Genomic DNA, 26,072 nt, shown 5'->3' with positions numbered 1-26,072 from the left:
GATATATAAACCTTCACGAGAACGCCTGTTGACGGGCTTCTATCTGTTAAGACGATTAACTCCGGGATATATTTTATGTTTTCGAAAAAAAACTTAAAGTTTAATCATGCGCAGGTATTCCCGGATCGCTTCATCTACTACTTTCGGCATATCTTCCTCCGATACCCTCGATACTTTGGAGCATCTGCCCCGCAGGTGCAGACTGATCAGGCCATGGGCAAATCCCCATACAGAGAGCGTGGCAATAGTAGGATCTTTAAACTTCACCACCTTTTTGTCGACACACTCTTTCATCAGGTAAAACAAGGCATCATACGCCGGATCTCCGTTTTTCCATTTCTCTTCTTCTACCAGGGCATTCATAGGCGCCTTAATGATAAACATCAGGTCGTATAGTTCCGGATGCTCCCTGGAGAAATCTACATAAGCTTTGGCTAGTTGCTCCAATCTTTTAAAGGGGGCCTCTTCTGTAATTTTTGACTGAAACTCTCTCGACAGGGTCGCAAAAGCATCTGTCTGCACATCATACAGCAGTTGGTCTTTATCTTTATAATAAAGATAAATCGTGGCAGGACTGTACTCTATTTTATCTGCGATGTTGCGGATAGATACTTTTTCATATCCTTCTTCCACAATCATTTTAGCAGCTACGTCTACAATACGCCTGCGCATTTCTGCTTTTTCCCGCTCTTTTCTTTCTATAATGCCCACGTTGGATTGTTTACAGTGCAAATATACTGAACAGTGTTTATTTTCCAAATTTTATTTTGGATAATGCAACCGATGGTGTCAGCTCGTCATAAGTTACCTCTTTTTGGCGTAAATACCCCTGCTGCGACAGTATTCTCCGTATTAACTTTGTTTTATACAAATAAGAAACGAATATGAGCAGTATTAATAATACTATTGCAGGACTGGAACTGGCGCAGATAGGCTGGGTAGTCCCTGATATTCATTCAACGGTAAAGTTCCTCTCCAATGCCCTGGGTATTGGCTTCCCCGAACCGGAGCATGTCCGTGCAGAGGATCTTGATATGACCTATTATGGCAGGGTCGTGGCCAGCGATTGGCTAACCACTCAGGCTTATAACGGCGGGACTTTTATTGAACTCATTCAGCCGCTTTCCGGGCAAAGTATGTTTCATGACTATCTTGCCAGGTATCCGGCAGGAGGTACACAACATCTTGCCTTCCGTTTGCCCATCAGCGGTTTTGAGCAGGTGACCAGTGATTTGCGGGAGCAGGGGTATGCGGTGATCAGTGAGGTAGACCATCCCATCGCCCGAATGGCTTTCTTTGATACTTACCAACCACTAGGTGTTGTCACCGAAATTATGGGGATTACGCCGGAGGGATGGACAGCCATCAAACAAATGGAAAAGAACCAGTAATAAAATGTTTTATCCACAAAAAACGCATAATTATGACTGTAGAACAAATCGCCTCACGCCTGGCCAGCCTTTGCCGGGAGGAAAAATTTGATGTGGCACAAAAAGAGCTGTACGCAGATGATGCAGTAAGCATAGAACCTTATGCCACACCTGAATTTGAAAAGGAAACCAAAGGCCGGCAGGCTTTGGTGGAGAAAGACAAAAAGTTCCGTTCTATGGTAGAAACCAGTTATGGTACTACTGCATCAGCCCCCCTGATTGCAGGCAATGTCATCGCTTTTGTATTGACGATGGACGTAAAAATGAAAGGGAAAGAACGTATGGCCTTCAGTGAGCTTTGCGTATATCATGTAAAAGATGGTAAAATTATTTCAGAGCAGTTCTTTATGTAATCAAATACAAAGAAGCCGGAGCTGAATGTTTTTGCATGATAGCAACAGGGTGTGTTACTCCACACTCACCTCATCGCAACACAGCGCCGGCTTTTTTCCTTCCACCAATCTCCAGTCAGGCAATGCCACAGGGCATTTCGCAGTTACCCGCAGGTACCTTGCTGATGTAGCCGGTAAAGTAAAAGAATAATGCAGGATATGTACCCCGAAATCTTCTCCGGGAACAGGAATATCCTTTACACCTGCTTCTGTGAAATGAATACCATCGGTAGAAGTAGCAATCAGCAGCTGTGTAGGATTAAAGATATAATGCCGGGCGTCCTGTAAAAAATTCATCTGCACCGTGTGGATAGTTTTATTACTACCCATGTCAATCGTAGCAATCATATCTTTTCCGTAGGTGAACAACCAGTTATAGCTGAAGTCGTTGCCCCCGAATAAGCCATCAGTTAGTGTGGCTTCTTTTTTGGGCGTATACTCCGGCGTATAGGCGTTCACGAGCGTTACCGGTGCATGCAGCGCAAGACTGTTGATCCACTTGCGGGAGAATAGGGCCTGCCATTCCTGTGCATAGGCATCGGGTGATAAACCACCTTCCGACAACTCCGTTACACCGGCAGCTTTACACTGCTCCACGAAATGCGTTACCCGCGCCGGCCATTTCGGTAGCACGCTGCCATCTGCCTGTAGATAGCCGTACTTTTCATTGCCGTAAAAACGCGACTGCTGCAATACCACGTATTCCAGAAATAACCGGCTCTGATATACATGCTGCAGGTAAGGCGTGTGGTCGCCTGCTGCCGCTTCGGCTTTATCCAGCAGGGTAGAGTATTGATCGATCAGCGTAGGAGACAGGTAATCCCGGGTATTGAAGATGGGATTGCCATAAATATCCAGGGTGCTATGCGTGCTTTTAACGGCGTTACTCAGTGCATCGATATATTGCCCCATAAAAGGAGCGGCAGGGCCGTAATAGCCCTTTAAAAACGCTTCTTTTACGGTTTTAAGATCTGCATTCGGCTGCCATAACAGTGCCGCCTGCACGTAGCTGTTATATTCGGCCATATCGCCATAGGTTTCCCCGCTGCCCTGCGAAAAAACACCTTTTACCTGGTGCGCTGCAAAATATTGCAAATTGGGTTGCAGGTTGTTGTAATCGGGAAACGGCGCCAGGTAGTTGGTAAACTGTGTGGTATAATCCCAGATAAACAGATTGCCGGTAGTAGCACCCCAGCCTTCCAGGTTTTTCCGGAAACCGGCCGCGGAAGGGGTTTGCGACAATGGGTCCTGCCGGAACGCATCAATGGTACTCAGCATAATATATACGTTGCCCGCTGGCTTTGTTTTCAGCGGCGCTTTGGCCGTGTAGCCATAGGCCAGTGTAGTAAAACGCTGCGCCGGAAACTGACCCGCTACCCGGTTTACAAAACGAATCAACGACCCCTGTGGGCCACCTTCTTCTGCATCTGCTTTTTTGCACAGGTCGCAGGTACAGGCGCCACCACCATCTTCCGGGGCAATAGACCAGTACATGGCATCCGGATTATTCGCAATTGCTTTTTTAAACCAGGCTACCGTTAAGGCATATACGTTTTCATTGCTCAGGCAAAGTTGCTGTGCCTGTCTCTTTCCATTTACCAACGAATAATATTCCGGATGATCTTTAAAATAAGTAGCCGGCGGTACCATCTTGAAAAACGAATGTCCCCAGAGGCCCCACAGGTCCTCGAAGCGCTGTAATCCATGCCACGAGAGGTATTCCGCGTCTGTAGAAGCGGGGTAGTAGCTTTCCCGGTATTGAAATGCCGGCTCCTGTAAGTCGGCCAGTGCGCCGGTAATTCGTATATCCTTCGACGTAGGCACTACTGCCGGTCCTTTGGTATCCTTACGGCAACCCATATACGTTTCTAACGTATGGTATACGCCATATACTACGCCCTGGCCGCTGCCACCGCGGATATACAGCTGTTTATCTTTACTTCCGGTAAAATAACCTTCGCCTTTTATTTTTTCCGGCCCAGCGGTATGCGCAGTATTGCCAATAAAAACGGCTGGCTGGTCTTTATATTGACGTTCGGGTATCACCGTTAGTTTTACCCCCGAAATACGTTGTACGTAATCCTGGAAAATGCCAGCGGCTTTGGTTTCCGCTTTGGTGGCCGATTCCGGTACCACAATCACATAAGCGCTCTGGCCCTGCTTTACCAGGTATAAGTCGTCTGCTTTACCCGGTGCACAGGCACTGTGCAACAACGTCGTCATGGTCAACAATAGGTAACTCATAGTCCTGTACATTGTAAGTCAGTTAAAATTTCCGCTGAAGCGATACATAAATATCATATTGGTTCTGGAACCCGGTGTCCGTGATTTTCTGGTTAATCCAGGTGCCATATAATCCCAGCGAAGTGCGGTAATGTAATACTTTCTGATAGCCGGCGCCAATGCTATGGGTCAGCAATCCGGAAAGGTTAGGAAAGTTAACCAGCCGGCTCCGGTCGTCGGGAGAAGTACCCAGGCCTGCTACCACCTGCAGATAATCCTGCCGCCTGTTCATATAGTAACGGGTGGTCAGGTTAAACGCGGTATAATTTTTTGACGATTCACTGATCACAAAACCACGGAGGTTGACCCAGAAATCGCCGAACGGTTTCGCCACAGATACTACGCCGGAAATACTGCTCACACTATCGAGGTTCAGGTAACGTCCACCCAGCTCCACTTCGAAATCTTTTCCGAATGTTTTGAAAATAGAGTAAGCGGCGCGCAGTTGTGGGAACACCGTTTTATTGGAATACGCCACCATCCCGTAAGAATATAATTTAGGATTGTGGGTATAATACATTTCGGCCAGTCCCTGTAAGCCGTTGCCGGTTTGCCGGCCGGCATAGTTGAGCTGAAACGCATAAGATCCCCGTTTGATAAACCGCCGGTATTCTATGGTGGCAATATTATACTTGTTGTCGGAGTAGTCGTAGCTGGAATTGAGATAATACAATCCAAACTGGTTCTTCAATGTTTTGCTTTGCAGGTAATCGCGGTAGTCTGTGTTCACGGCGGTAGGCTGCAGCTTCACCAGCGAATCTGCTGCCAGCGCAGCGGCGGCAAAATCTTTCTTATTCTCCAGCGTCACTACACGCTTCATTAAAAACGCATCATTATTGGGATAGTATTTCAGCCCTTGCGCGGTATAGGCCAGCGCGCTGTCATAACGTTGCTGTCCGTTGAGGGCGTTGATGCTATACAGCAATACCATGGAGTCCTTCGGATTCAATGCCAGCACCTGGTTAAACATGGCCAGCGCGCTATCTGGTTGTTGACGCCGCTGATACTCCGTTCCCGCGTAAGTGAGACTATTGATATATGCACTTTTGTACTTGAGTGTATAGGGATACCGGGTCATCAGATCAGACGTGATGGCTGCTGCGGCGGCATAATCATGATTGTCCTGTAGTACGGAGGCTTTCTTTAGCAGAAAGTCGCGGTTGCCGGGATAGTATCCCAACGCTTTATCTGCATAGTACAGGGCGCTGTCTGGCTTGCCGGTGGCGCTTTGCAGGTTGATCATATAATCCAGCGCATCCTGGTTCGAGGGGGCTACTGCCAATACCTGTTCAAACTGTTGTTTCGCGAGGTCATATTCCTCGGCCTTCATCAACACCCTGCCGGCTGTCAGGCGCATTTCCGCGAGGTTGTTGTTCATGCGTTCATCTGATGGGAAGCGCTGCGCCAGCTGTGAGGCAATGGCGGCGGCTTCTTCATATCTGCCCGCGTCTGAAAGCACACTGGATTTTTTTAGTAAGAAGTAAGTGTTGTCCGGGTAATAGTTGAGTGCCTGATCCAGCGCTTTTAAGGCGGCTGGTGTATTTTTTTGAGAGATGTAGGTATTGACTAAAAGATTGAGTACGGTCGTATCGTTAGGGCTCGCAGTCAATGCGCTTTCGAAAGATGCTAACGCGAGGTCATATTGCTGCTGTGCGAGGTAATCGCGGCCGCTGGCGGTTTGCAATGTCACCAATCGTTCTTTCAGTTCCGGGTTAGGCGAGCGTTGATACAGCGTGCTGGCCAATGCCGCTGCGGCGCTGTATTTATGATCTCCTTCCAGTACATCCATCTTCAATGCCAGCAGGCGGGCATCTGTAGGATTGTTCTTCAGCCCTTTGTTGATCCATGCCAGCGCTTCTTTGTAGGCGCCCCGCGCCATGCTGTAGCCAATGAGCTTGTCGAGCGCTTCGCGGTTACCGGGATTTTTCTCCGCAACGCCTTCGTACAGCGTATAGGGGTCAGTGTTAGCATACCAGGCAGCGGCTTCCATCTTGAGCGGTGTTTCCAGCGTGCGGGCTTTGGCATCATTGGGATACCGCCGTTGTATTTCTTTCAGGGTACTCATGGCATCCACGTAGGCGTGCATGTCTTGCTGAATACCCAGTTTACGCATCAGTAAATCATAAGAGCCAGGAGAGGTGCTTAAGCCTTCATTCACCTGGTCCAGGGCCGACTGGTAACTGCCTCCTTTGAGGGCCACGGCCAGAACGGCCTCCCGGGCCTGCTGGTTGCGTGGATCTACCAATAATACCCTATCGTAGCTCTGCCTCGCCATACCGGCATTATTCAGTTGCTGATAGTAGCGGCCGGTCAGCAGATAGTGTTCTATATAGGAATTGCGTACGGTCGTGTCTTCCGGGTATTTGCTCATCAGGGTTTCCGCCAGCTCATTGCCACGATATACTTTGTGTTGCAGATCCAGGATGCCCAGTTTCTTGCGCATAAATTCGAGGCTGCCGGGGAAATAAGCTAGTGCTTCATCTGCATAACATTCCGCTTCGGTATATCTGCCGGTGGTCAGTTCTACGTTGATAGCATAATAATAGGCATCCCGGTAGCGGGGATTTTTAGTCAGTACTTCTTTCACATATTTGCGGGAAAGGCCGTACTGCTTGGTGAGCAGATATAACCTCGCCAGCAATAACTCCTGATCAATAAAATCCGGTTGTTGCTGCAAAGCCTGCTGCGATAATGCGATGGCCTTATCATAATGTTGTTGCTTCGTTTCTGCTACTGCCTGATTATACAGGGCTTCTGCATTACTTTTCTGTTTAAAAACCTGCGCCTGCGTTTGTAACGCCAAACACACTACTATACTCGTGAACAGATGTTTTAATACAGCCATTGCTTTTCCTGTTTATAAGTTTACTTTCGTTTGCCAAATCCTTGTCGCTGCATATTTCCCCAGGCAGATTTCTTGCCAATAAGAAAATACCAATATCCGCGCAATGCAAAAAATACGATCAATGGGTGATAGATCAACGGCTCAAAAAAGGCCATGAGCGCCAATCCTATCACTTCCCGCCAGGTTTTGTAATAACCGTACGTGATCTGGTCCCAGCAAATGGCCAGGGTGGTAATCATCACGGAATACAGGTACACAAACAATAACAAAATGAGTGCATACTGCCAGTTAACCTGACCGGTAACGCCGAGATAGATATAATAAAGGATACCGAGGAATTCAATGATGGGCGCCAGGAATTCGAAGAACAGGTTGTAAGGTAATACCACCAGTCCCAGCTTCTTATACCGGGGATTAAAAAATAGTTTCCGGTGTATGGTGATGATCTCTGCCAGTCCGCGCCCCCAGCGGGTACGCTGCCGGCTGAATACTTTCATATTAGGCGGGCCTTCCGTCCAGCATTGTGTGGTAGGAATATAACGGATGGCATATTTCATTTTGTTGTCCAGCATATAAGCGCACATGCGGGTAACGATGTCCATATCTTCTGCAAAGGAAGCATGGTCGTATCCGCCGGCTTTGATGGCCACTTCTTTATCAAATAGTCCCAGTCCGCCGGATACATTAGGTACACTGTTTAGCCCGCTCCATCCCATTTTGCCCAATACGTACGCCCGTATATATTCCATTTCCTGGAAGCGGGGGAGTAGTTTTTCGGGGGGGCGTACCCGTAGGATAACACCCTCGTCCACATCCAGTGAGTTGGCCAGGCGGAGCGTAGCGCCGGTAGCGATTACCTGGCGGCTATCTTCCACAACATGTATATATCCGCATTGGGGGCATGGCTCGCCTACTTCCCTGGTTTTCTTATGCTCTTCATCCATGAAGGGCTTCACCATACGCAGAAGGGTATCTTTCTCTATAATACAATCCACATCTGTACAAAGGAAATAATCAAAGGCGGCCGCATTGATACCAGCGTTGGATGCATCTGCCTTACTTTTCCCATTTATTTTATCAATCACCAATAGCTTGTCATAGGCGGTATTGGTGGACTTAAATAGCTGCCTTACCGGTTTCGTTACAATTCGCTCGTTATAGGCAAAGTCTACCGGCACCAACTCAAATTCGTGAATGAGTTTATCCAGGGTATCGTCTGTGCTGCCATCGTTCACGATGATGACCTCAAAGCGTGTATAGTTCAACGTTAGGAGGGAGCGAACGTTCATAATAATGGTGACGCCTTCGTTGAAAGCGGGCGCAATCACGGAAATGCCCGGTGTAAGCGGGGAATCCAGCAGGTGGTCGTAGTTGGTAAAGCTGCTTTTTTTGCGAAAGCGTATAATACCACGGTACGACATATACGCCAGCAAGGCATACATGAGCAGTAATGTACAACCATATATAAATACGCCTTGTTCAAAAATAGTTCTCAGCATACGTTGCTCTTTTCTTTATTTCTTCTTTCCAAAACCTTGCCGTTGCATATTGCCCCAGGTACTTCTTTTGCCCGTCAGGAAATTATAATAACCCCGGAGGGAATTGATCACAATAAGCGGATGATACAATAAAAACTCCAGGAACGGCATCAGGCAAAGCGATGCCACTTCCCGCCACGACTTATAATAGCGGAAGGAAAGCTGGTCCCATAAAATGGAGATGGTGGTAATCATGATGGCATAGGTATATACAAACAGCAACAGCAACAGCGCATATGGCCAGTTGATCAGATGTAGTGCTGCCAGTATGATATATACGATAATGCCGCTGAATTCCACCAGTGGCGCCAGTAGTTCAAAAAAGAAGTTGAACGGAAATACAATAAGCCCCATCTTGCCATAGCGGGGATTGAGGAACATACTGAAGTGAGCGGCCATGAGCTGCGCCAGTCCGCGCGACCAGCGCACGCGCTGCCGGCTGAATATTTTAATGCTGGCCGGTGCTTCTGTCCAGCAAAGTGTTTTAGGAATATAGCGTACAGCGTAGTTAATGTTATTATCGTGCGCATACCGGCTCATCCTGGTGAGCAGCTCCATATCTTCCCCGAAGGAACTGTGATCGTATCCACCGCAACGGGTGGCTACCTCCCGGTCGAACAGCCCCAGCCCACCGGATACGTTAGGGACACAGTTGATATAACTCCATCCCATTTTTCCCAGCACAAAAGAGCGGATATATTCCACTTCCTGGAAACGGGGCAGCAATTGCTTCGGTGCGCGCATGCGGACCATCACGCCCTCATCAAATTCAGAGGAGTTGGCAATACGCAGCGTAGCGCCTACGGCGATGACGCGCTTTTTCTCTTCCTGCATCACCGGCCGGATCAGTTCCAGCAAGGTATCTTTATGAAGAATACAATCCACATCAGTACACACGAAATAGTCGAATGCCGCGATGTTGATGCCGGAATTTACGGCATCTGCCTTACTTTTCCCATTTACTTTATCTATTACCACCAGGGAAGAGTAGGCCGGATCAGTAGATTTATAAATATTCCGGACCGGTTTGGTCTGAATCCTTACATTATACGCAAAATCTACCGGTACAATTTTAAATTCCTTAATCAGTTGCTCCATGGTATCGTCTGCACTCCCATCATTAATGATGATGATTTCATAACGCGGGTAATTCAGGGTAAGCAGGGAGCGTACGTTGGACACGATGGTCAGGCCTTCATTATAGGCAGGAGCCAGAATGGTGATACCTGGCGCCATAGGAGAGCTGGATAATAGGTCCAGCTGATGTTCATTGTCCCGTTTTACGTATTTTCTGATGGCCAGCATGGATAAGATGGCCAGCAGGGCATAGGTAAATAATAACACCAATCCGTATACGAAAAGTGTGTTTTCATAAATCTTGCCTGCCGTTTCTAAAAATCCATTCATCAGTATTTGATTAGTGGGTTCATACAATGTTTGAGAATCAGCAGGCGTGCCGGATCGGACGTATCCAGCAGTTCCTGGAGTATTTTGTTGGCAATCGATTCATTTTTCACAATGGATTTAGCAGCACTCTTACGCAGATCGAAGTTGGTAGAATGCAGGAATTCCTGTTTGAGAAAATCGATATGCTGCGCGCCGCCAATACGACCAATAGCCTTCAGGATCTCGAGCTGGCATTGGAGTGGCTGGCTGCTGTACATGCTTACCAGCTTGTCTTCAATGTCCGGTACCCGAAGCTTGCCGAGGCAGTTGATCGCCTCTGCGCGGAGGTAGTGGTCTTTCGTCTCCAGCAATTGTTTCACTGCAGGTACTGCCGGGAGCTGGTTATAGTGAACAATCAGTTTTAAGCAGAAAGATACCACGCTTCGGTTGGTAGAGTAGGTGATCCAACGTGCAAAGTTAGGAATGGCAATATCTTCCGTAGTGGTAATAATCCGGAACAATTCTACCTGATCCCACATCAGCAGGGGATCTGTTACTACGTCAAAAAATTTGAAAGGCTCATTTTTACTGAGTTTGATATAGGCATGCCTGGCGGCGGCCCTTAACTCACGGTTATGGCTATTTGTTAATGGTAGTATGGTTACGTCGGCAATGGGAATGTCCATCTCGATGAACTCTGTCAGCGCCCGGACTTTCCGCTCCCATTTGGACGATTTCATTTGCTTTACGTTGTCTTTGTCCAGGTCCAGTTGCAGGTAAAGTGTCCGCAACAAACGCCCGGGGTTGCCCCTGACATTACGGCGAAAGTGAATGATCCGGTCAGTAGTTGCCTGCCGGGCCCATTTTTTATGCAATGGGAGCTGGTAAAATCGCTCCAGGTTCAGTTGCACGTTATCCGGCTGGCTGTGTGCCAACGGATCAGGATTGGCCAGTACTTCTTCCACAATCAGGTTGTCTAAAGGCGGCAGTAATTTGGACAATCGCTTAGCACGCTGGTAGCCCCTGAAACGGTTTCTCAGGATAGAAAAATAAGCCAGGAGGGTAATAAGCGTTGCGAGGACGATAAATATCATCGCCAGCTGTATGGCCAATGGCGCTCCCTGGAATAGGTTCCAGGCTGGTTCCAGAAAATCAGGTATTTGTATATACAATATGCAGTTATTTATTCATTAATAATCTTTTCACCCGGATTATTAATTCGGCAGGAATAATAGGTTTTTTCAGAAAATCATCCGCGCCCAGCTTAAAGGCTTCCATAATCATGTCTTCATTTCCCGCATTGGAAACAATGATCACAGGAATGCTTTTTTCTCTTTCATGACTTTTAACTTTACTGAGAATTTCAAAACCGTTAGCATAAGGCATCATGATGTCCGTGATAATCAGATCATAGTCATAATCCGTAGCTTCCAGCTTTTCAAATGCTTCTTTACCATTGGAAACATGATCCAGCTGATAATCAGGAAGAGGAAGAATTCTGGCAACTACTTTCGGCATGATTTCGTCATCTTCAATTAGCAGTATTTTAGTCATAGTAGCTGAATTTAATCCCGTAAACAATACAAGTACGACATTGTTTAACAGATACGGATATATTATAAAAATTGTTTTTGATACAGTCCATGAAAATCAGGAAAATGGTTTCTTCGTTGTTATGATCACGCAACACCTGCAGTTCGCTTAAATATATACTGGAAAGCGTATGGTTAGGTTTTTCAGAGCCGGCACAAATTTTTAATTTAATAGGAATATGAATATTTTAACGGTCCGCAAAGGTATTGAATATGAAGGCATTTCGGTACTTTTATATCTAAGATACCATTTTTGTAAAATACAACAATTACCTTTTTGCCGCATTCAACAATGAAAATTTCACTGATAAACAGGCTGTACCTTGGATTTGCAACAGTAGTATTGTTGGTATTACTGGGAGGTTTCCTAACCTGGCGAACGTTTGATACCCAAACAGAAGAAGCGGGATGGGTGCAACATACCTATCGCGTATTGAACAATTCAGAAAGGGTACAGCGGCTGATATTTGATATGGAAGCCGCCAGACGTGGCTTCCGTAGCACGTTTGAGCGGAAATACCTGCAACCCTACGAACTGGCTTTACCTAAAGTAGCGCCGGCCTTAAATGATCTTCACGGCATGGTAGATGACAACCCTGTACAGGTGAAAAATGTAGATTCGCTGGAAGATGAAATCAATCATTTACTCAGTTTCTGGAATGGTTTGGATCACCTGGCAGATCAGCAACGGGTTACAGATAACGGTGCTATTACAGAGAAAGAAACGCTGCTGGTCGATAAAGTAAGGGCCAGGATTGGCGCTGTAAATGGAGAAGAACGCCGCCTGCTTGCCCTTCGGGAAGGCATGAAGAGCGAGTCTTTTACCAGGGCAGTGAAAATGCTGCTACTAAATAATGCATTTATTTTGCTGGTAGGATTCATCCTGATGCGCATTACCTACGTGGAATTCAGACGACGACTAAAAGCCCAGGAAGCGCTGAATAATAAGCTCGCAGAAGTAGTAGATCTCAATGAAGCGGCCAACGGGAAAAACTGGTTGCTCACCGGTGTAAATAGTATGAACGACAGTCTCCAGGGCGTGGATCAGCGCGATGAACTGGTGCGTAATTGTCTCCATACACTCACGTCTTTTGTCGGATTTGCCGCTGGCGCCTTCTACTGCTACGATGAAACCGATAGAGATCTTCGTTTGACCGCTGCCGTTAGTATGCCGGCTTCCCTCCCCAACAGGGTGGCCGTCAACGATGGCTTTATTGGCGCCGCCGCCGGCAGCAAAGAAATCCGGATCATCAGTGACCTGCCCGCTACTTACTGGCAACTCGGCTCCGCCAGCGGCCACGCCGTACCTGGCGCTGTTGTGATGATTCCCCTCCGCGTTAAAGATGAACTGCTCGGCGTAATAGAGCTGGCTTCCTTTTCTGCCATCAACCCCCAGCAGCTCCGCCTGCTGGAACTGCTGGAAAAAGATATATCCGTTGCCGTTAATGCTGCCAATTCCCGCGCAAAAGTATTAAGCTTACTACAACAGGTACAGGAACAACGGGAAATCCTGATCAGCCAACAGGAAGAACTGCGGCAATCCAACGAAGAGCTAAGCCGCCAGTCGGAAGTATTACAGGCCTCCGAAGAAGAACTACGCGTACAGGAAGAGGAAATGAGGCAGGTAAATGTGGAGATGGTAGAGAAAAATAAAGCCCTGGAAGCCGCCCGTGGCGCCCTGGCACTTAAAGCCACCGAACTGGAATCCAGCAGCCGCTACAAATCAGAATTCCTGGCTAATATGTCGCATGAACTACGCACGCCACTCAACAGCGTCTTGATTCTTGCCAAAATGCTACAGGAAAATAAAAGTAAAAATCTCACCGGAAAACAAATAGAATACGCCGGTATCATTTATAAATCAGGCTCAGACCTCCTGCACCTGATCAATGATGTACTCGATCTCTCTAAAATTGAAGCCGGTAAAGTGGAAATGAATTTTGAGAAAGTAACTGTGGCCGGCATCATGGAAGATTTGTCTGATCTTTTCGATATCGTGGCGAATGAAAAGAAAATCCAGTTTGTAAAGAACATCGCGCCGGATATTCCTGCTACCATTGTTACGGATAAACTCCGGCTGCAACAGGTTGTCCGCAACCTGCTCTCCAATGCCTTTAAATTTACGCCAAATGGTGGTGTGATCAGTATTTCCTGGTATATGAACAATGCCAATACCCTGGGTATCAGCGTTACCGATACCGGTCCGGGTATCCCGGAAGATAAACAGGACCTGATATTCCAGGCTTTCCACCAGGGCGACGGCTCCACCAACCGCAAATTTGGCGGTACCGGTCTGGGATTGAGTATCAGCCGGGAACTCATGCTGCTCCTGCATGGGGAAATTCGCTTGGATAGTAGCACAGCTAACGGGAGCACTTTCTCGGTAGTGATCCCAACAAATGGTCAACCTATGGAACCAGCGGAAAGCCAGGAGACGGCACCGGTGATGGCTCCGGTGATCATTACACCCGCTCCCGCCCGTGTGGAAGTAGACGATGACCGGCACAACCTCAGCAAACAGGACAAGCTGATATTGATTATTGAAGATGATATCTATTTTGCCGACATCCTCCGCGACTTCGCCCGCAACAAAGGCTTTAAAACCATTGTAGCACACAACGGACAGGATGGATTGGCCTACGCCCGCAAATACCTGCCAGCAGCCATTATCCTGGATATGAACCTGCCGGTTATCGATGGCGGCAGCATCCTGAAAATCCTGAAAAGCAGCGAAGAACTCAGCAAAATACTGGTGCACGTTGTCACYGGCGCCGATATACAAGCTATCGCTGGAGATAACATACATGGCTATACGAGAAAGCCACTGGAACTGAGTGATCTGGAAGCTGTATTCGTCAACATCAGCTCACAGATACAGGCCCGCTTAAAGAAAGTATTGCTGGTATCTGCCGGCCCCCTCGGCGCCGACACACAGCTGAAAACCAAAAGCGATGAAAGAAACCTGGAAACCCAGTATGACGTGGCCGACAATACCCAGCCGGCATCATCACTCCTGGCAGCTAAAAAATATGATGCCGTCATCGTGGAAATAGGAACCGACTTAAACGCCGGTATCGCGCAACTGGAAGCGCTGTCCGCTATTCCAGCTGCCGGTGATACACCACTGATCGTATACCTCGACCAGGATATTACCAGCCAGGAAGAACAACAGCTGAAAAAATATGCCTCCGCTATTGTCCGCAACTCCTCCCATTCTACGGATCGCCTGATGGATGAACTGGAACTATTCCTCTATAAATTGCAGAAGAAAACAACCATGGAAATCTTGCCTGAGGCATTGCTGGAAGGCGGCCTCTCAGGCAAAAAAGTGTTGCTCGCGGATGATGACATGCGCAATGTTTTTTCTATCAGCGTCCTCATGGAAGAGCAGGGAATAGCCGTCCTCACCGCCGCCGATGGCCGCGAAGCATTGCAGATGTTGGATAGTAATCCTCACGTGGACCTGGTACTCATGGATATCATGATGCCGGAAATGGATGGTTTCGAAGCGATGAAACATATCCGCGCAGACGCCCGCTTTCAACAGCTGCCGGTGATTGCACTCACGGCCAAAGCCATGGCCGGTGATCGCCAGAAATGCATGGAGGCAGGCGCGTCAGACTATATAGCGAAACCAATAGACAACATTAAGCTACTATCTTTGTTAAGGGTATGGTTATCATAAAGGCCTATGGTAGAGGACATCAGTAACAACGACTTTACAGAGCTGGTCAAAATTATTCAACAGCGATATGGGTACGATTTCACCGACTATGCGCCCGCTTCACTGAAGCGGCGATTTATCCGCTTTACCGGGTACGCTAAAATCAATCACCTCTTTGAATTAAAACATCGCCTGCTAAACGAAAACGACTTTTTCCAGGAAATGGTCCAGTATATTACTGTGAATGTGACAGAAATGTTCCGTGACCCATCTTTCTATAAAACCCTTCGTGAACAGGTATTACCACGGCTGGCATCTTACCCTATTATAAAAATATGGCATGCTGGCTGCGCTACGGGAGAAGAAGTATATTCTATGGCCATCTTGCTGGAAGAAGCCGGTTTACTCGACCGTTGTCGTATATACGCTACCGATATGAACGCCGCTAACCTGCGGAAAGCAGAAGCCGGCGTCATTGCGTTGAAAAGTATGAAAGAATATACCTATAATTATATGCAATCGGGCGGTATCCACGATTTTTCCAATTATTATACAGTCAGGTATGATAATGCCATTATACAGCCAGCCCTGCGGCGGAACATTATTTTCTTTCAGCACAACCTGGTCACAGATCAGGTATTCAATGAATTTCAGCTGATTTGCTGCCGTAATGTTTTTATATATTTTAACAGAACACTGCAGGATCGGGTGGTTAAATTGTTCTATGATAGCTTAACTTCGTTAGGATATCTGGCACTGGGTATAAAGGAATCGCTCCTGTATAATGAGCAACGACATAAATTTGAAGCCGTCAGTATGTCCAATAAAATTTTCAGACGTAAAGTATAGTTATTGACACGTCCCCATAAATACCGTCTTGTGATAATCGGAGGTTCCGCAGGTAGTATGCCCGTGCTGGTAGAGCTGATGAACCAGTTGCCATCTCCCTTTAATATCCCCATCGTGATTGTGATTCATCGCCCGAAAAATGTAGAGAGTGAGTTGGATAAACTGTTATCGGTACACCAGGAAATTGTAGAACCAGAAGATAAAGCACCGCTGCTACCGGGGAATATTTACCTCGCTCCTCAGAATTATCACCTGCTGATAGAAGAAGACAGCACCTTTTCCCTGGATTATTCCGAGCCATTAAATTACAGCCGTCCGGCTATCGATATGAGCTTTAGTACGGCTGCCACTGCCTTCGGTACAGACGTATTGGGTGTTCTGCTCAGTGGCGCCAACAACGACGGTGCAGCAGGACTTTGTCAGATTGTTAGCACAGGTGGTACAGGAATTGTGCAGGACCCGGCCACAGCCCTGTTCGCCGTCATGCCACAGGCGGCCCTGGATGGGTGCATGGGCGTACAGGCCATGACCATAGAACAGATAATAGCATATTTGAAAAATATAAGCATAGCAAATAAACGTTGACAAATGAAGCAGCAAAAACCAAAAACATTCACCATCCTGCTTGTAGATGATAAACCGGAAAACCTGGTATCCCTGGAACATATGCTGGAAGAGGATAACCGCGAAATATTACAGGCAACCTCCGGGAATGAAGCACTAAAAACCGTTTTACGTCATAACGATATCGGGCTGATTCTGCTCGATGTACAAATGCCCGATATGGACGGCTACGAAGTAGCCCGGCTGTTACAAGCCAATCCCAAAACCAGGGATATCTCTATTATTTTCGTTACTGCTATTAACAAAGAAGAACAATATGTGATGCGGGGCTTTGAAGAAGGCGCCGTAGATTACCTCTCAAAACCACTGGACATCAACGTTACGCGTGCCAAGGTCAGCGTATTTGAAAAACTGTACTTCTATCAGCAGGAGCTGAAGGAAGCCATGGTGGAGAAAGAGAAAGTCAACAAACAGCTGGAGCGCTTTATGTATGTGGTAGCCCACGACCTGAAATCCCCATTGTCAGGGGCTATCGGCTTGTTGGCATTGATCAACGAAGATGAGCGTATTCAAAATGCGCCGGACCTGAAAGAATACATGTCGATTGTGTTAGGCGCTACCAACCACCTCACGGAAATGATTACCTCTATGCTGGACTATACCCGTCAGAGCGAAATGGAGCAAACCATTGAGGAGATAGATGTGCATAGCCTGATCACCGAGTTGTCCAGGTTATTATTTCCTCCGGCCCATATTCACATCACTACAGAAGGTACGTTGCCGGTACTGAATACCAATAAACTGAAGCTACAGCAGGTATTTCAGAACCTGATTTCCAATGCCATTAAATATAATGATAAGAAGGATGGCCGTATCGTAATTGGCGGCACCGATAAAGGCGAGTTTTATGAATTTTATGTGAAAGACAATGGACCCGGTGTGGCTAAACGGGATACCGACCGGATTTTCCGGTTATTCGAAAGAGTGGATAACGACAGTAAAGAAGAGGGGAGTGGTATCGGTTTAAATATCTTTAAATTGCTGGTAGAGGAGCAGGGTGGCAAGGTGTGGGTAGAATCACAGCCTGGTGAAGGAAGTACTTTTTATTTCCTGTGGCGGCAGCGGTATTAAGGCTGCTCAAATATCCAGAGACGGCCACTGATTTGCTGGGTGGTAACGGGTAAGCAGGATACCTTCAATGTTTTATGTTCCAGTTTCCATAGCCAGTTGGAAATGGAGTTTTCGGGAGAAGAAAATAACAGTATCGCTTCTTTGTAGATCTCGTCTATGTTCAGGGCGTTATTACGCAATTGCATCATGGCATCGGAAAGAATAGCCGGTAACTGTTCTCCCGGCCCCGAAAGCCCGAGTAGAGTGGCGCCTTCCTGGTTCACCCATCCGGAAAAGCCATCGTTGTTGATAAACACCAATGCGTAAGGAATGGTGTGCAGGATGGCGGCAAAACGAATGGCGGTCCGTTGAAAATATAATTGTTGCTGGGATTGCAGCAACACTTCCTTGAGCCGTAATCGAATCGTTTCTATACATTCCAGAAAATCGCCTTCAAATTGCTGGGGTGAGCTCCAGCCCAACACCAGCAGGCTGTTGTTGGGCATGGTATTCAGGGGAATAATAATGGCAGATGAAAAGGCCTGTAATAGTTCCTGTAATACGTTTTCTTTTGGCGGCGGAATATCGCGCCAGTAAATGGTTTTAAACCCCTGTGTATATAATAGTTTTTTAATAGGCTCTGGATTCAGTACCAGGTCGTTCAGGTGAACGGGGGAAGCACACTTCACTTTCGCAGTTTCTTCATCTTCAAATTCCAGTTGCAGAGCGATATCCGCGGCGGTCAGGTTCTTTACAAGAGAAATGCTGAAGGCCAGGAAGGAGGAGATATGTTTGTCCTTGTCCCAACGACTGGTTTGATTGATAAAATTTAAGGCTTTGCGCTCCCAGGTACTCACGGTATGAAGTTGAAGAATGAAAGAAATTACAGAAAAGATTGCATGGCGGCAATAACTTCCTCCGGTGCGGTATGTTGGGGGAAATGCCCATGAGTTTTCACCGGCGTTCGCTTCGCGTTCGGGATGTTTGCTTCCATGTATTCACTTACAACACCTGGTACGGCAGGGTCATTGGCCGTTTGTATGATGAGGGTGGGAACCGTTATTTTCGGAAGGGCTTCCCGGTGATCCAGGTAAAAGATGGCTCTGGCCACTTGTATGGCAATATCCGGGCGTATTTCAGAAAGCGCGGCAGCGAAAGCTTCTGCCAGTTCGGGCTTGTCTTCATGACGCGTCACCAATTTGGCAAAACCGCTGGCCCACGCGTGGTAGTTGCCTTCCATGGCTTCAAATAAGCTGATCAGCGCGGCGTTGTCGAACCCGCCAATATAACCATCTTTAGCATCATTGAGATAACGGGGGCTTGATCCTAACAGGATAAGGCGTTCTATCATACCTGGATAAAGCAGGCTGGCCAGCACGCCAACCATCCCGCTCACAGAGTGTCCTATAAACGTGACGTTTTTGGCTTCCAATGCCTGAATAATGTCTGCCACATCGGTGGCATAGCCACTGATCGTTTCATAACGTTTAGGGCTGTACGCTTTCAGCTCGGCTTTGCCGCCGCCAACATTGTCAAATAATATGATCTTGTAATCGTGTTCGAATGCCGGGATAATCTTTGAAAAAGTATGTTGATCTAATCCAAAACCATGGGCAAACATAAGGGTTTGAGGAGCATCCTGGTTACCAACAACGTGGATGTTATTTCTCTTAATAATGTCCATAAACAACGAATATTTGAAATGATGCATTATAGCCGCTAAACAGGGTAATTTTGAGTGGGCGGACTAAACCGGAGTATTCAGGAGGTTTAGTCCGCCCTTGCAGGTTTTACACAGTTCAGAAAGTCACATCTTCAAATATAAGTAATTCCAATGAACCAACTACTTACTCACTTCCAGTACCTTAAAGGTACCAGGTGCTATCTCCGCTTTGGCAGTGCCTTTGGCCGGCAGGAAGTCAGATACGGGTAAGTATACATGATGAGTTTGAGGGTCTACCACCAGTGTTCTGGCGCCTTTACGGGTAGGAACCGGTTTTTGGGAGACATATTTATCCGCGCTTACTGCTTCTATTACAGATAAGTTGCCTTCGCCATTGGACGCAAAGATGGTATGGGTGCCGGCATCGAATGCAACACCATCGCAGCCATCACCAATAGGGAGGGAGGTGACTACTTTGCCATTGTCGGCGTTCAGTACTACCAGCAGCTTATTATCGCAACCGGAAAACAACCGGTGCGTGGCTACGTCTATCGCCAAACCGGTAGGCGCTTCTCCTTTGCCCAGCGACCAGTGTGGGCCGGCGGTAAAGGTGCGGGCATCTACTTTCACTACTTCACTTTTATCTTCCAGGTTTACATAGAGGTTGCCTTTTCCATCCGTAACCGCTGTTTCGGGACTGCCGCCCAATGCTACAGTGGCGACTACTTTGTCGTTGGCGGGATCTATCACCGTAAGACTGGCACTTTTGCCGTTACAAACAATGATTTTTTGAGAGAAAGGATCAAACAGGATGGCATCGGGTTTTTCACCTGTTTTTACTTCTCCCAGTACTTTATTGGTTTGTATGTCGAATACAGTAGCGGTATTCAGTTTACCATTGGTGGTATATCCCTTTTTGAACTTTTCCGCAAACGCCACCCCGTGTACGCCGGTGGTGCCATCGATGGTGCCTGCCGCCTGGCCGGTTTTTTTATCCAGGATGTTGACCACGGTACCATGCGCGGCATATAAATTCCCGGTTACAGGGTTCAGGGCAATGTAGTCCCATTTACCATCTCCCGGTACGGAAAAAGTTTGGGTCACATGATAGGTGCCGGATTGCGCCATACTGGCGCTGGCAGAAAACAAAAATAGAGCGGTGATGACTTGTTTCATGGCATGAATAGTTATCCAGCAAAACTCGTAGTTGATTCTGGAGACAACCTGTAGTGTTTTTGCTAACACTAAATACCCCTTGCTTTTTTGCAACGCTTTTACATATATTTACGTTTAAACGTTTTGGTGATTGATGCACTTGCCGGATACCGCGCTGCTGGAACGTATGCAGTTACTGGATGATAAAACTGCCTTCGATGAATTGTATCACCGTTACTGGGAGAAATTATACATCGCGGCTTATKCCAGATTGCAAAATGAAGCAGACGCAAAGGATTGTTTACAGGAAGTGTTTGTAGCCCTTTGGCATAAGAGGAAGGAAATTGTCATCCGCCAACAGCTGGATGCATACCTTTTTGTTGCGCTCAAATATCGTGTGCTCAATCATCTCCGCCATCGCCAGCATTACGAAAAGCACCTGGATATATTTGCTGATTTTCCTGTACCTGTTTTGCCTTCGGCAGATGACCACCTTTTTTTAACCGAAATTCAGCGCATTATCACGGATACCATCGCCGATATGCCCGACAAAATGAAGGAAGTTTATCTCCTTAGCCGCCGGGATGGCCTCTCCGTACAGGAAACCGCCACGAAGTTGGGTATCTCCGGACAAACTGTAAAAAATCAGCTTACTTCCGCACTGAAAAGACTGAAAGACAAGCTACAGCGCTACAAATAAAATTTTTTTTCTCCTCACCTGGTACTACCGTTTTACACAGGTGTCTTTAATACTACAAATGGTTAACAGCGTGGATGCTCAAGATAAAATAGCAAAGATCCTCCAGCGGCTTGAAACCGGAACCTGTACTCCACAAGAACTGCAATGGCTGCAGGACTGGTATGATCACCAGCCCGAACAACCTATGCATACATTCCGGGATGAAGCCCATCGGCAGCAGCTGCAAGCTGATCTGCTTCTGCAGATCCATGCACAGCTGGAGCCGGCAGAAGCACCCGTGGTGAAGATGCGGCAACGTTGGTGGATAGCGGCAGCAGTGGTAGCAGGAATAGCACTCACCGGTGGCTGGTGGTTCGTCAATAACTGGCAACCACGTCATCGTATGATCATTGTGCAGGTAGCTACCGGACAACAACAGGAACTGGTATTGCCCGATAGTTCCCGGGTATGGCTCAATGCCGGCGCCAGAATGGAATACCCGCAGGAGTTTGGCGCCGTACGTACCGTGAAGCTGGATKGAGAAGGATTCTTTGACATACAACCAGATGCAAAACATCCGTTTGAAGTACATACCGGCGAACTCAATGTTCAGGTACTCGGTACCTCTTTCGATGTGAAAGCATACGGTACCCTCGATGAAACACAGGTGACCGTGAAAACCGGTATGGTAAAGGTACTGCACGCACAAAAGGGGCTGGATGTACTCAGCGCCAATGACCAGCTCACCTTTAGCCGGTCGGCCCAGCAGTACATGAAATCAAAAGTCAACAACCAACAAATAAATGAATGGGCCAACGGCATGATTAGCTTGTCACAGGCCGGTTTCGCTGAACTGGCCCTCATTTTGGAAAATCAGTATGGCGTACATATCCGGTTTAATCCGGCAGAGATGAAGCAAGATGAATATACTTTACGATGCAGTAAACAATTAACGATTACTGAAGTCCTGGATCTGATCAGCACTATTCACCCTTTACAATATGATATAAAGGAAAAAGAGATTACAATACACCGTAAAAGCTTCTAGCTCTTGGCAATTAGCTTTTAGCTAATGCAGCGGATATAATCAAATATTGTTCTTCGCTGCATTTCCTAAAAGCCAATAGCTAAAGGCTAACAGCTAAAAAAATCCGCATACAAGGAGGATGCAACCAAAATAAATCGGGATGTCAAACGATATCATCCCATGCGATAGCTATGTCCCTTAGGGAAAGAAAAAACCGCGGCTGTTGGCGCAGCTACGGTTTTTAGAAAGTTATACAACAGTCAGGCAGTGATTTGCAGACACGCTTGATGACTGTTATATGCATTTAGTTAACACTAAAATCAACCAAATATATGCAAAAATCGCTTACGCTAACTTTTATACCAGGTCTTATGAGATGGAGCGTAATGGTCACTGTTTTTATACTGGGAGGTTTGACCCTCCTGTATGCCAGTAAAGGATATAGCCAACTATTACAGCAAGTAAGGGTCACAGAGAAATTCGAGAACGAATCCCTTGCATCATGTGTGAAAAAATTGGAATCCGGTTATCATCTTTCCTTTGGATATGATAACCAGGAATTGCTACGTTACCAGGTAAAGAAATTGAAATTTGTAAATGAGCCACTGGGTAGAGTCTTAGATGCCTTGCTGGCCAATACGCCATTGAAGTATGTAGAAAAAAATGGGGTACTACTGATTACCAAACAGGCCTCCGCATCCACACCCGCCACCATGTTGACAATGCCGCAAACGGGTCCGGGAAAAATAAAGGGAGTGGTGAAAGAAGCCCTGCAAGGCCCGCCTGTACCGGGTGTTACGGTGAAAGTAGTGGGCACAAAGTACTACGCGGTTACGAATGCAGAAGGCGCCTTCGAAATCAGCMTGCCTGCCGGTACTTATACCGTGAACTTCACTTCCATTGGTTATAGCGCAGTCACCCTGCCGGGCGTGAAAGTATTGTCCGGCGCCGTCACCAGCCGGGACGTGGCATTATATATAGAAGCACTCCGTTTAACCGAGGCGGTAGCCATCGGCTACGGCGTACAGGAAAGACGCAGTCTGCTGGGTGCCGTAGCTACCTACAAGGCCAGCGAGGAACCCGGACAATCGCCACTCACCATCGATCAGGCCATGCTAGGAAAACTGCCCGGCGTATTCATCGCGCCCTCCAGCGGTGTGCCGGGAGCCGCTTCTAATATTACGATACGAGGTATCAGTACACTTAACAGCAGTGGTAATTCCCCGCTGATTGTTGTAGATGGGGTACCCATTTATGGGATTGATCCTACCCTCAACACCGTGGATTATAATAAAGAAAGTTCACCTGGATTTTCTTATGGTGGCAACCAGGTGGTTAATGAATACCGACAGCCTACCACCTTCGAAAAAAATCCACTCGCCACCCTCAACCCGGATGATATTGAATCTATAGAAGTATTGAAAGATGCTTATTCCACTGCTATCTACGGCTCCCGTGGCTCTGCTGGCGTGATCCTCATCACCACCAAAAAAGGAGCAAAAGGAAAAATGCGTGTAGACGTACAGGTGAGTTCTTCTCTCAGCAAACCGCGGCAATTACCGTCTATCATGAACGGCAAGCAATATGGTGATTTTTATACAGAACTATTCCGGCAAAAGGATTCTATCGGCAAAGCTACCTCCGGCAACTGGTACACACCGTTGAATTATAAATTCCCTACTAACGTCAATACTAACTGGCTCAATGAGGTAGTCCGTAATGCCTATGGTAATAATGCTGTCGTGTCTATGAGTGGGGGAACAGACAAAACCAATTATTATGTTAGCCTTGGCTACACGAAAGACCAATCATATATTATCAATAATGATCTAACCCGCTACCAGGGCCGTGTAAACTTTGATAATCAGATGAGTAAATCACTGAAAGTGGGTGTCAGCATGACATTGAACCAAACGGTGAATAACGCTTTAAGTGCACAAAGTATCTATCGCAGTGCTATTCAGAAGGCGCCTAATATCAGTGTGTTTGATAGTACCGGCAGTAAATACAACTGGTTGTATGGGAATAATCCCACTGGTCCCGAAGATGTATCAAACCCGGTAGGAGAGGCGAGAACAGGTAAAAACTATAACACCGATAACCTGGTGCTGGGGAATGTTTTTGCAGATCTCAAATTACTCCCCTGGTTAACCGCACATTCCGACGTAGGAATCGATTGGATCAGTTCCCGCGCTTATAACCGCATCATTGACCGCCCTCAAACCATAGGTGGCTCCGCTACCGAAACACAACAACAACTCCGTAAATGGGTCATTAATAACCGGCTGGATATTAATAAAGTGCTGGGAGATGGTCATGCCGTGAGCGCTATGCTGGGACAAAGTTTTGAGAAGTCGGTAGAAAATGTCAATAGCGTAAGCGGAAAAGGATTTATGAACGATGATATGCTCAGCATTCTTACTGCTACCGATAAAAGAGTACAGAACTCCCTGCAGCAGCAATGGGCACAGGTCTCTTTCATGAGCCGGCTGAACTATGAATACAAACATAAATACCTGGCAGGCATTACCTACCGCCTCGATGGATCTTCCCGTTTTTCTGCGAATCATCGGTATGTAGGCTTCCCTTCCTTTGCATTGGGATGGGCGCCCAGCGAGGAAAATTTTCTCAAAGGATCTAAAACAATTGAACAACTTAAATTACGTGCCAGCGTAGGGTTTACGGGTAACGACGGTGGTAACGGCTACTATGGTAACCAGGGACAATACGTGATCAATGTATATGGCGCTACTTACGGTAACCTACCTACGATCGATAATAAACAACCCGCTAACCCCAATCTGCAATGGGAACGTACTACCACCTGGAACGTCGGTGCGGACTATAGCCTCTKGCAGGGAAAGGTAAGTGGTGCGATCGACTATTATCGTCGTCAAACATCTAATGCCATTTTACAGTCTGCCCTGCCTTTCTTTATGGGTTTCGATTTGCAGCAACAGAATCGTGCAGATCTTACCAATAAAGGGATTGAGTTTAGCATCAATAGCCAGAATATCAAGACAAAAGATTTTAGCTGGAATACTACTTTCAATATCTCAGGTAACCGTAATACCGTTACCCGCTTACATCAGATCGATGAAGAACAGTTGGCCGCAGAAAATGAAGTCACCGGTGGCCGCTTCTGGCGCGTCGGTCATTCTGCTACCGCGTTCTACTTATACGAATGGGCAGGCGTAAATAGCAGCAACGGACAGCCACAATGGTCGGATGGCAGCGGAAAGATATCCGAGGTGCCCATACAGAAACAATATCCGAATGCTCCTTATGTAAACCGCAAGTATATGGGAGATGCGATGCCCGTAGTTTTCGGTGGACTTGGAAATAGTTTTAGCTGGAAAGGATGGGAACTGAACTGCTTCTTTTCTTTCTCTGCCGGTAATAAAATGTATAATGGTGCAAAAGCTGCTATGTATAGCTATTTGGGCAGTTCCCCAGTAGCCAATAACTTATATAATCTGTCGGGTGACTTAGTGAATTACTGGAAAACTCCCGGACAAAAAACAGATATCCCGGCGTTGATCAATACATCTAATTATTCACTGGTGGGCTTTGGCACCTCGTACGACTATACGCTGGACCGGAAAAATTCCCGCTTCCTGGAAGACGCATCATTTCTAAAGCTGCGTAGCCTGGTACTCGGATACAATTTTAACCGTCAACAACTGAAGACCGCCCGGATATTTACCGCATTGAAAGTATATGCAGAAGTAAATAACCTCTTTATTCTCACGAAATATTCCGGGCTGGATCCGGAGGTGAGCGCATATGGCTCTTCCGCCTTAAATATGGGATTTGACGAACTCACAATGCCTTCTCCACGCACATGGAGGCTTGGTATAAAGGCTTCTTTCTAACATTATAAACTGAGCTGGAT

19 protein-coding genes are annotated in these 26,072 nt (G+C 46.9%); 9 read left to right on the top strand and 10 right to left on the bottom strand.

Features of this window, described 5'->3' with window-relative positions:
- Positions 1 to 93: 93 nt before the first annotated feature.
- Positions 94 to 732: a TetR/AcrR family transcriptional regulator gene (locus AC1DFM_RS09265; protein ID WP_477076431.1), complete on the bottom strand. Its 639-nt coding sequence runs from the start codon at positions 730 to 732 to the stop codon at positions 94 to 96.
- Positions 733 to 884: 152 nt separating this feature from the next.
- Between AC1DFM_RS09265 and AC1DFM_RS09260 the strand changes: the two genes are divergently transcribed.
- Complete coding sequence (locus AC1DFM_RS09260) at positions 885 to 1,391, top strand: VOC family protein (RefSeq protein ID WP_477076430.1); 507 nt, start codon at positions 885 to 887, stop codon at positions 1,389 to 1,391.
- A gap of 32 nt (positions 1,392 to 1,423) precedes the next feature.
- Positions 1,424 to 1,783 carry a SnoaL-like domain-containing protein gene (locus AC1DFM_RS09255; RefSeq protein WP_477076429.1) on the top strand — a complete coding sequence of 120 codons (360 nt, stop codon included), beginning with the start codon at positions 1,424 to 1,426 and terminating at the stop codon, positions 1,781 to 1,783.
- Between the two features lie 54 nt (positions 1,784 to 1,837).
- Here the strand turns inward: AC1DFM_RS09255 and AC1DFM_RS09250 are convergent, their stop codons facing one another.
- Genes AC1DFM_RS09250 through AC1DFM_RS09225 form a run of 6 tightly spaced genes read right to left on the bottom strand, consistent with a single transcriptional unit; the run spans position 1,838 to position 11,428 of the window.
- A complete protein-coding gene (locus tag AC1DFM_RS09250) occupies positions 1,838 to 4,066 on the bottom strand; it encodes a DUF4838 domain-containing protein (protein ID WP_477076428.1) in 2,229 nt (742 codons plus the stop codon).
- 22 nt (positions 4,067 to 4,088) lie between these two features.
- Positions 4,089 to 6,950: a tetratricopeptide repeat protein gene (locus AC1DFM_RS09245; protein ID WP_477076427.1), complete on the bottom strand. Its 2,862-nt coding sequence runs from the start codon at positions 6,948 to 6,950 to the stop codon at positions 4,089 to 4,091.
- Between the two features lie 20 nt (positions 6,951 to 6,970).
- The gene (locus AC1DFM_RS09240; RefSeq protein WP_477076426.1) at positions 6,971 to 8,449 is read right to left on the bottom strand and encodes a glycosyltransferase family 2 protein; all 1,479 of its coding nucleotides are present in this window, start codon (positions 8,447 to 8,449) and stop codon (positions 6,971 to 6,973) included.
- A gap of 15 nt (positions 8,450 to 8,464) precedes the next feature.
- Positions 8,465 to 9,895 (bottom strand): glycosyltransferase family 2 protein, encoded by a 1,431-nt coding sequence (locus AC1DFM_RS09235; RefSeq protein ID WP_477076425.1) that lies wholly within the window; start codon positions 9,893 to 9,895, stop codon positions 8,465 to 8,467.
- Positions 9,895 to 11,046: a HEAT repeat domain-containing protein gene (locus AC1DFM_RS09230; protein ID WP_477076424.1), complete on the bottom strand. Its 1,152-nt coding sequence runs from the start codon at positions 11,044 to 11,046 to the stop codon at positions 9,895 to 9,897. Before AC1DFM_RS09230 ends, AC1DFM_RS09235 begins: the two co-directional genes overlap by 1 nt.
- A gap of 7 nt (positions 11,047 to 11,053) precedes the next feature.
- The gene (locus AC1DFM_RS09225) at positions 11,054 to 11,428 is read right to left on the bottom strand and encodes a response regulator (RefSeq protein ID WP_477076423.1); all 375 of its coding nucleotides are present in this window, start codon (positions 11,426 to 11,428) and stop codon (positions 11,054 to 11,056) included.
- Between the two features lie 330 nt (positions 11,429 to 11,758).
- Between AC1DFM_RS09225 and AC1DFM_RS09220 the strand changes: the two genes are divergently transcribed.
- Genes AC1DFM_RS09220 through AC1DFM_RS09205 form a run of 4 tightly spaced genes read left to right on the top strand, consistent with a single transcriptional unit; the run spans position 11,759 to position 17,674 of the window.
- Complete coding sequence (locus AC1DFM_RS09220; RefSeq protein ID WP_477076422.1) at positions 11,759 to 15,151, top strand: response regulator; 3,393 nt, start codon at positions 11,759 to 11,761, stop codon at positions 15,149 to 15,151.
- Between the two features lie 6 nt (positions 15,152 to 15,157).
- Positions 15,158 to 15,979, top strand: coding sequence for a CheR family methyltransferase (locus AC1DFM_RS09215; RefSeq protein ID WP_477076421.1), 822 nt, complete (start codon positions 15,158 to 15,160; stop codon positions 15,977 to 15,979).
- Between the two features lie 30 nt (positions 15,980 to 16,009).
- Positions 16,010 to 16,564, top strand: coding sequence for a chemotaxis protein CheB (locus AC1DFM_RS09210; protein WP_477076420.1), 555 nt, complete (start codon positions 16,010 to 16,012; stop codon positions 16,562 to 16,564).
- A 3-nt stretch (positions 16,565 to 16,567) separates the two neighbouring features.
- A complete protein-coding gene (locus AC1DFM_RS09205; protein ID WP_477076419.1) occupies positions 16,568 to 17,674 on the top strand; it encodes a sensor histidine kinase in 1,107 nt (368 codons plus the stop codon).
- On the opposite strand, the gene AC1DFM_RS09200 is transcribed toward AC1DFM_RS09205, so the two are convergent.
- The 3 genes from AC1DFM_RS09200 to AC1DFM_RS09190 form a co-directional block, all read right to left on the bottom strand.
- Positions 17,671 to 18,510, bottom strand: coding sequence for a hypothetical protein (locus AC1DFM_RS09200; protein WP_477076418.1), 840 nt, complete (start codon positions 18,508 to 18,510; stop codon positions 17,671 to 17,673). The genes AC1DFM_RS09205 and AC1DFM_RS09200 overlap by 4 nt on opposite strands.
- A 26-nt stretch (positions 18,511 to 18,536) precedes the next feature.
- On the bottom strand, positions 18,537 to 19,337 hold the full coding sequence (locus AC1DFM_RS09195) for an alpha/beta fold hydrolase (protein WP_477076417.1): 801 nt from the start codon (positions 19,335 to 19,337) through the stop codon (positions 18,537 to 18,539).
- A gap of 159 nt (positions 19,338 to 19,496) precedes the next feature.
- Positions 19,497 to 20,492: a YncE family protein gene (locus tag AC1DFM_RS09190; RefSeq protein WP_477076416.1), complete on the bottom strand. Its 996-nt coding sequence runs from the start codon at positions 20,490 to 20,492 to the stop codon at positions 19,497 to 19,499.
- Between the two features lie 133 nt (positions 20,493 to 20,625).
- Here AC1DFM_RS09190 and AC1DFM_RS09185 point away from each other — a divergent pair, with 133 nt between their 5' ends.
- The 3 genes from AC1DFM_RS09185 (at position 20,626) to AC1DFM_RS09175 (ending at position 26,052) form a co-directional block, all read left to right on the top strand.
- Complete coding sequence (locus AC1DFM_RS09185; RefSeq protein WP_477076415.1) at positions 20,626 to 21,171, top strand: RNA polymerase sigma factor; 546 nt, start codon at positions 20,626 to 20,628, stop codon at positions 21,169 to 21,171.
- 70 nt (positions 21,172 to 21,241) lie between these two features.
- Entirely contained in the window at positions 21,242 to 22,198 is a 957-nt protein-coding gene (locus AC1DFM_RS09180) for a FecR family protein (protein WP_477076414.1), read from the top strand.
- A gap of 350 nt (positions 22,199 to 22,548) precedes the next feature.
- Positions 22,549 to 26,052 (top strand): SusC/RagA family TonB-linked outer membrane protein, encoded by a 3,504-nt coding sequence (locus AC1DFM_RS09175; RefSeq protein WP_477076413.1) that lies wholly within the window; start codon positions 22,549 to 22,551, stop codon positions 26,050 to 26,052.
- Positions 26,053 to 26,072: the final 20 nt, after the last annotated feature.

It is taken from the genome of Chitinophaga sp. 05T412 (assembly GCF_056396465.1).
Note: the sequence above shows the minus strand (reverse complement) of the source record. Positions and strands in the feature narration are given on the sequence as shown.

Bases quoted from the DNA above. Each gene is read 5' to 3' on its own strand.
- AC1DFM_RS09260 (WP_477076430.1), top strand. From the start codon at position 885: ATGAGCAGTATTAATAATACTATTGCAGGACTGGAACTGGCGCAGATA.
- AC1DFM_RS09255 (WP_477076429.1), top strand. From the start codon at position 1,424: ATGACTGTAGAACAAATCGCCTCACGCCTGGCCAGCCTTTGCCGGGAG.
- AC1DFM_RS09250 (WP_477076428.1), bottom strand. From the start codon at position 4,066: ATGAGTTACCTATTGTTGACCATGACGACGTTGTTGCACAGTGCCTGT.
- AC1DFM_RS09245 (WP_477076427.1), bottom strand. From the start codon at position 6,950: ATGGCTGTATTAAAACATCTGTTCACGAGTATAGTAGTGTGTTTGGCG.
- AC1DFM_RS09240 (WP_477076426.1), bottom strand. From the start codon at position 8,449: ATGCTGAGAACTATTTTTGAACAAGGCGTATTTATATATGGTTGTACA.
- AC1DFM_RS09235 (WP_477076425.1), bottom strand. From the start codon at position 9,895: ATGAATGGATTTTTAGAAACGGCAGGCAAGATTTATGAAAACACACTT.
- AC1DFM_RS09225 (WP_477076423.1), bottom strand. From the start codon at position 11,428: ATGACTAAAATACTGCTAATTGAAGATGACGAAATCATGCCGAAAGTA.
- AC1DFM_RS09215 (WP_477076421.1), top strand. From the start codon at position 15,158: ATGGTAGAGGACATCAGTAACAACGACTTTACAGAGCTGGTCAAAATT.
- AC1DFM_RS09205 (WP_477076419.1), top strand. From the start codon at position 16,568: ATGAAGCAGCAAAAACCAAAAACATTCACCATCCTGCTTGTAGATGAT.
- AC1DFM_RS09195 (WP_477076417.1), bottom strand. From the start codon at position 19,337: ATGGACATTATTAAGAGAAATAACATCCACGTTGTTGGTAACCAGGAT.
- AC1DFM_RS09190 (WP_477076416.1), bottom strand. From the start codon at position 20,492: ATGAAACAAGTCATCACCGCTCTATTTTTGTTTTCTGCCAGCGCCAGT.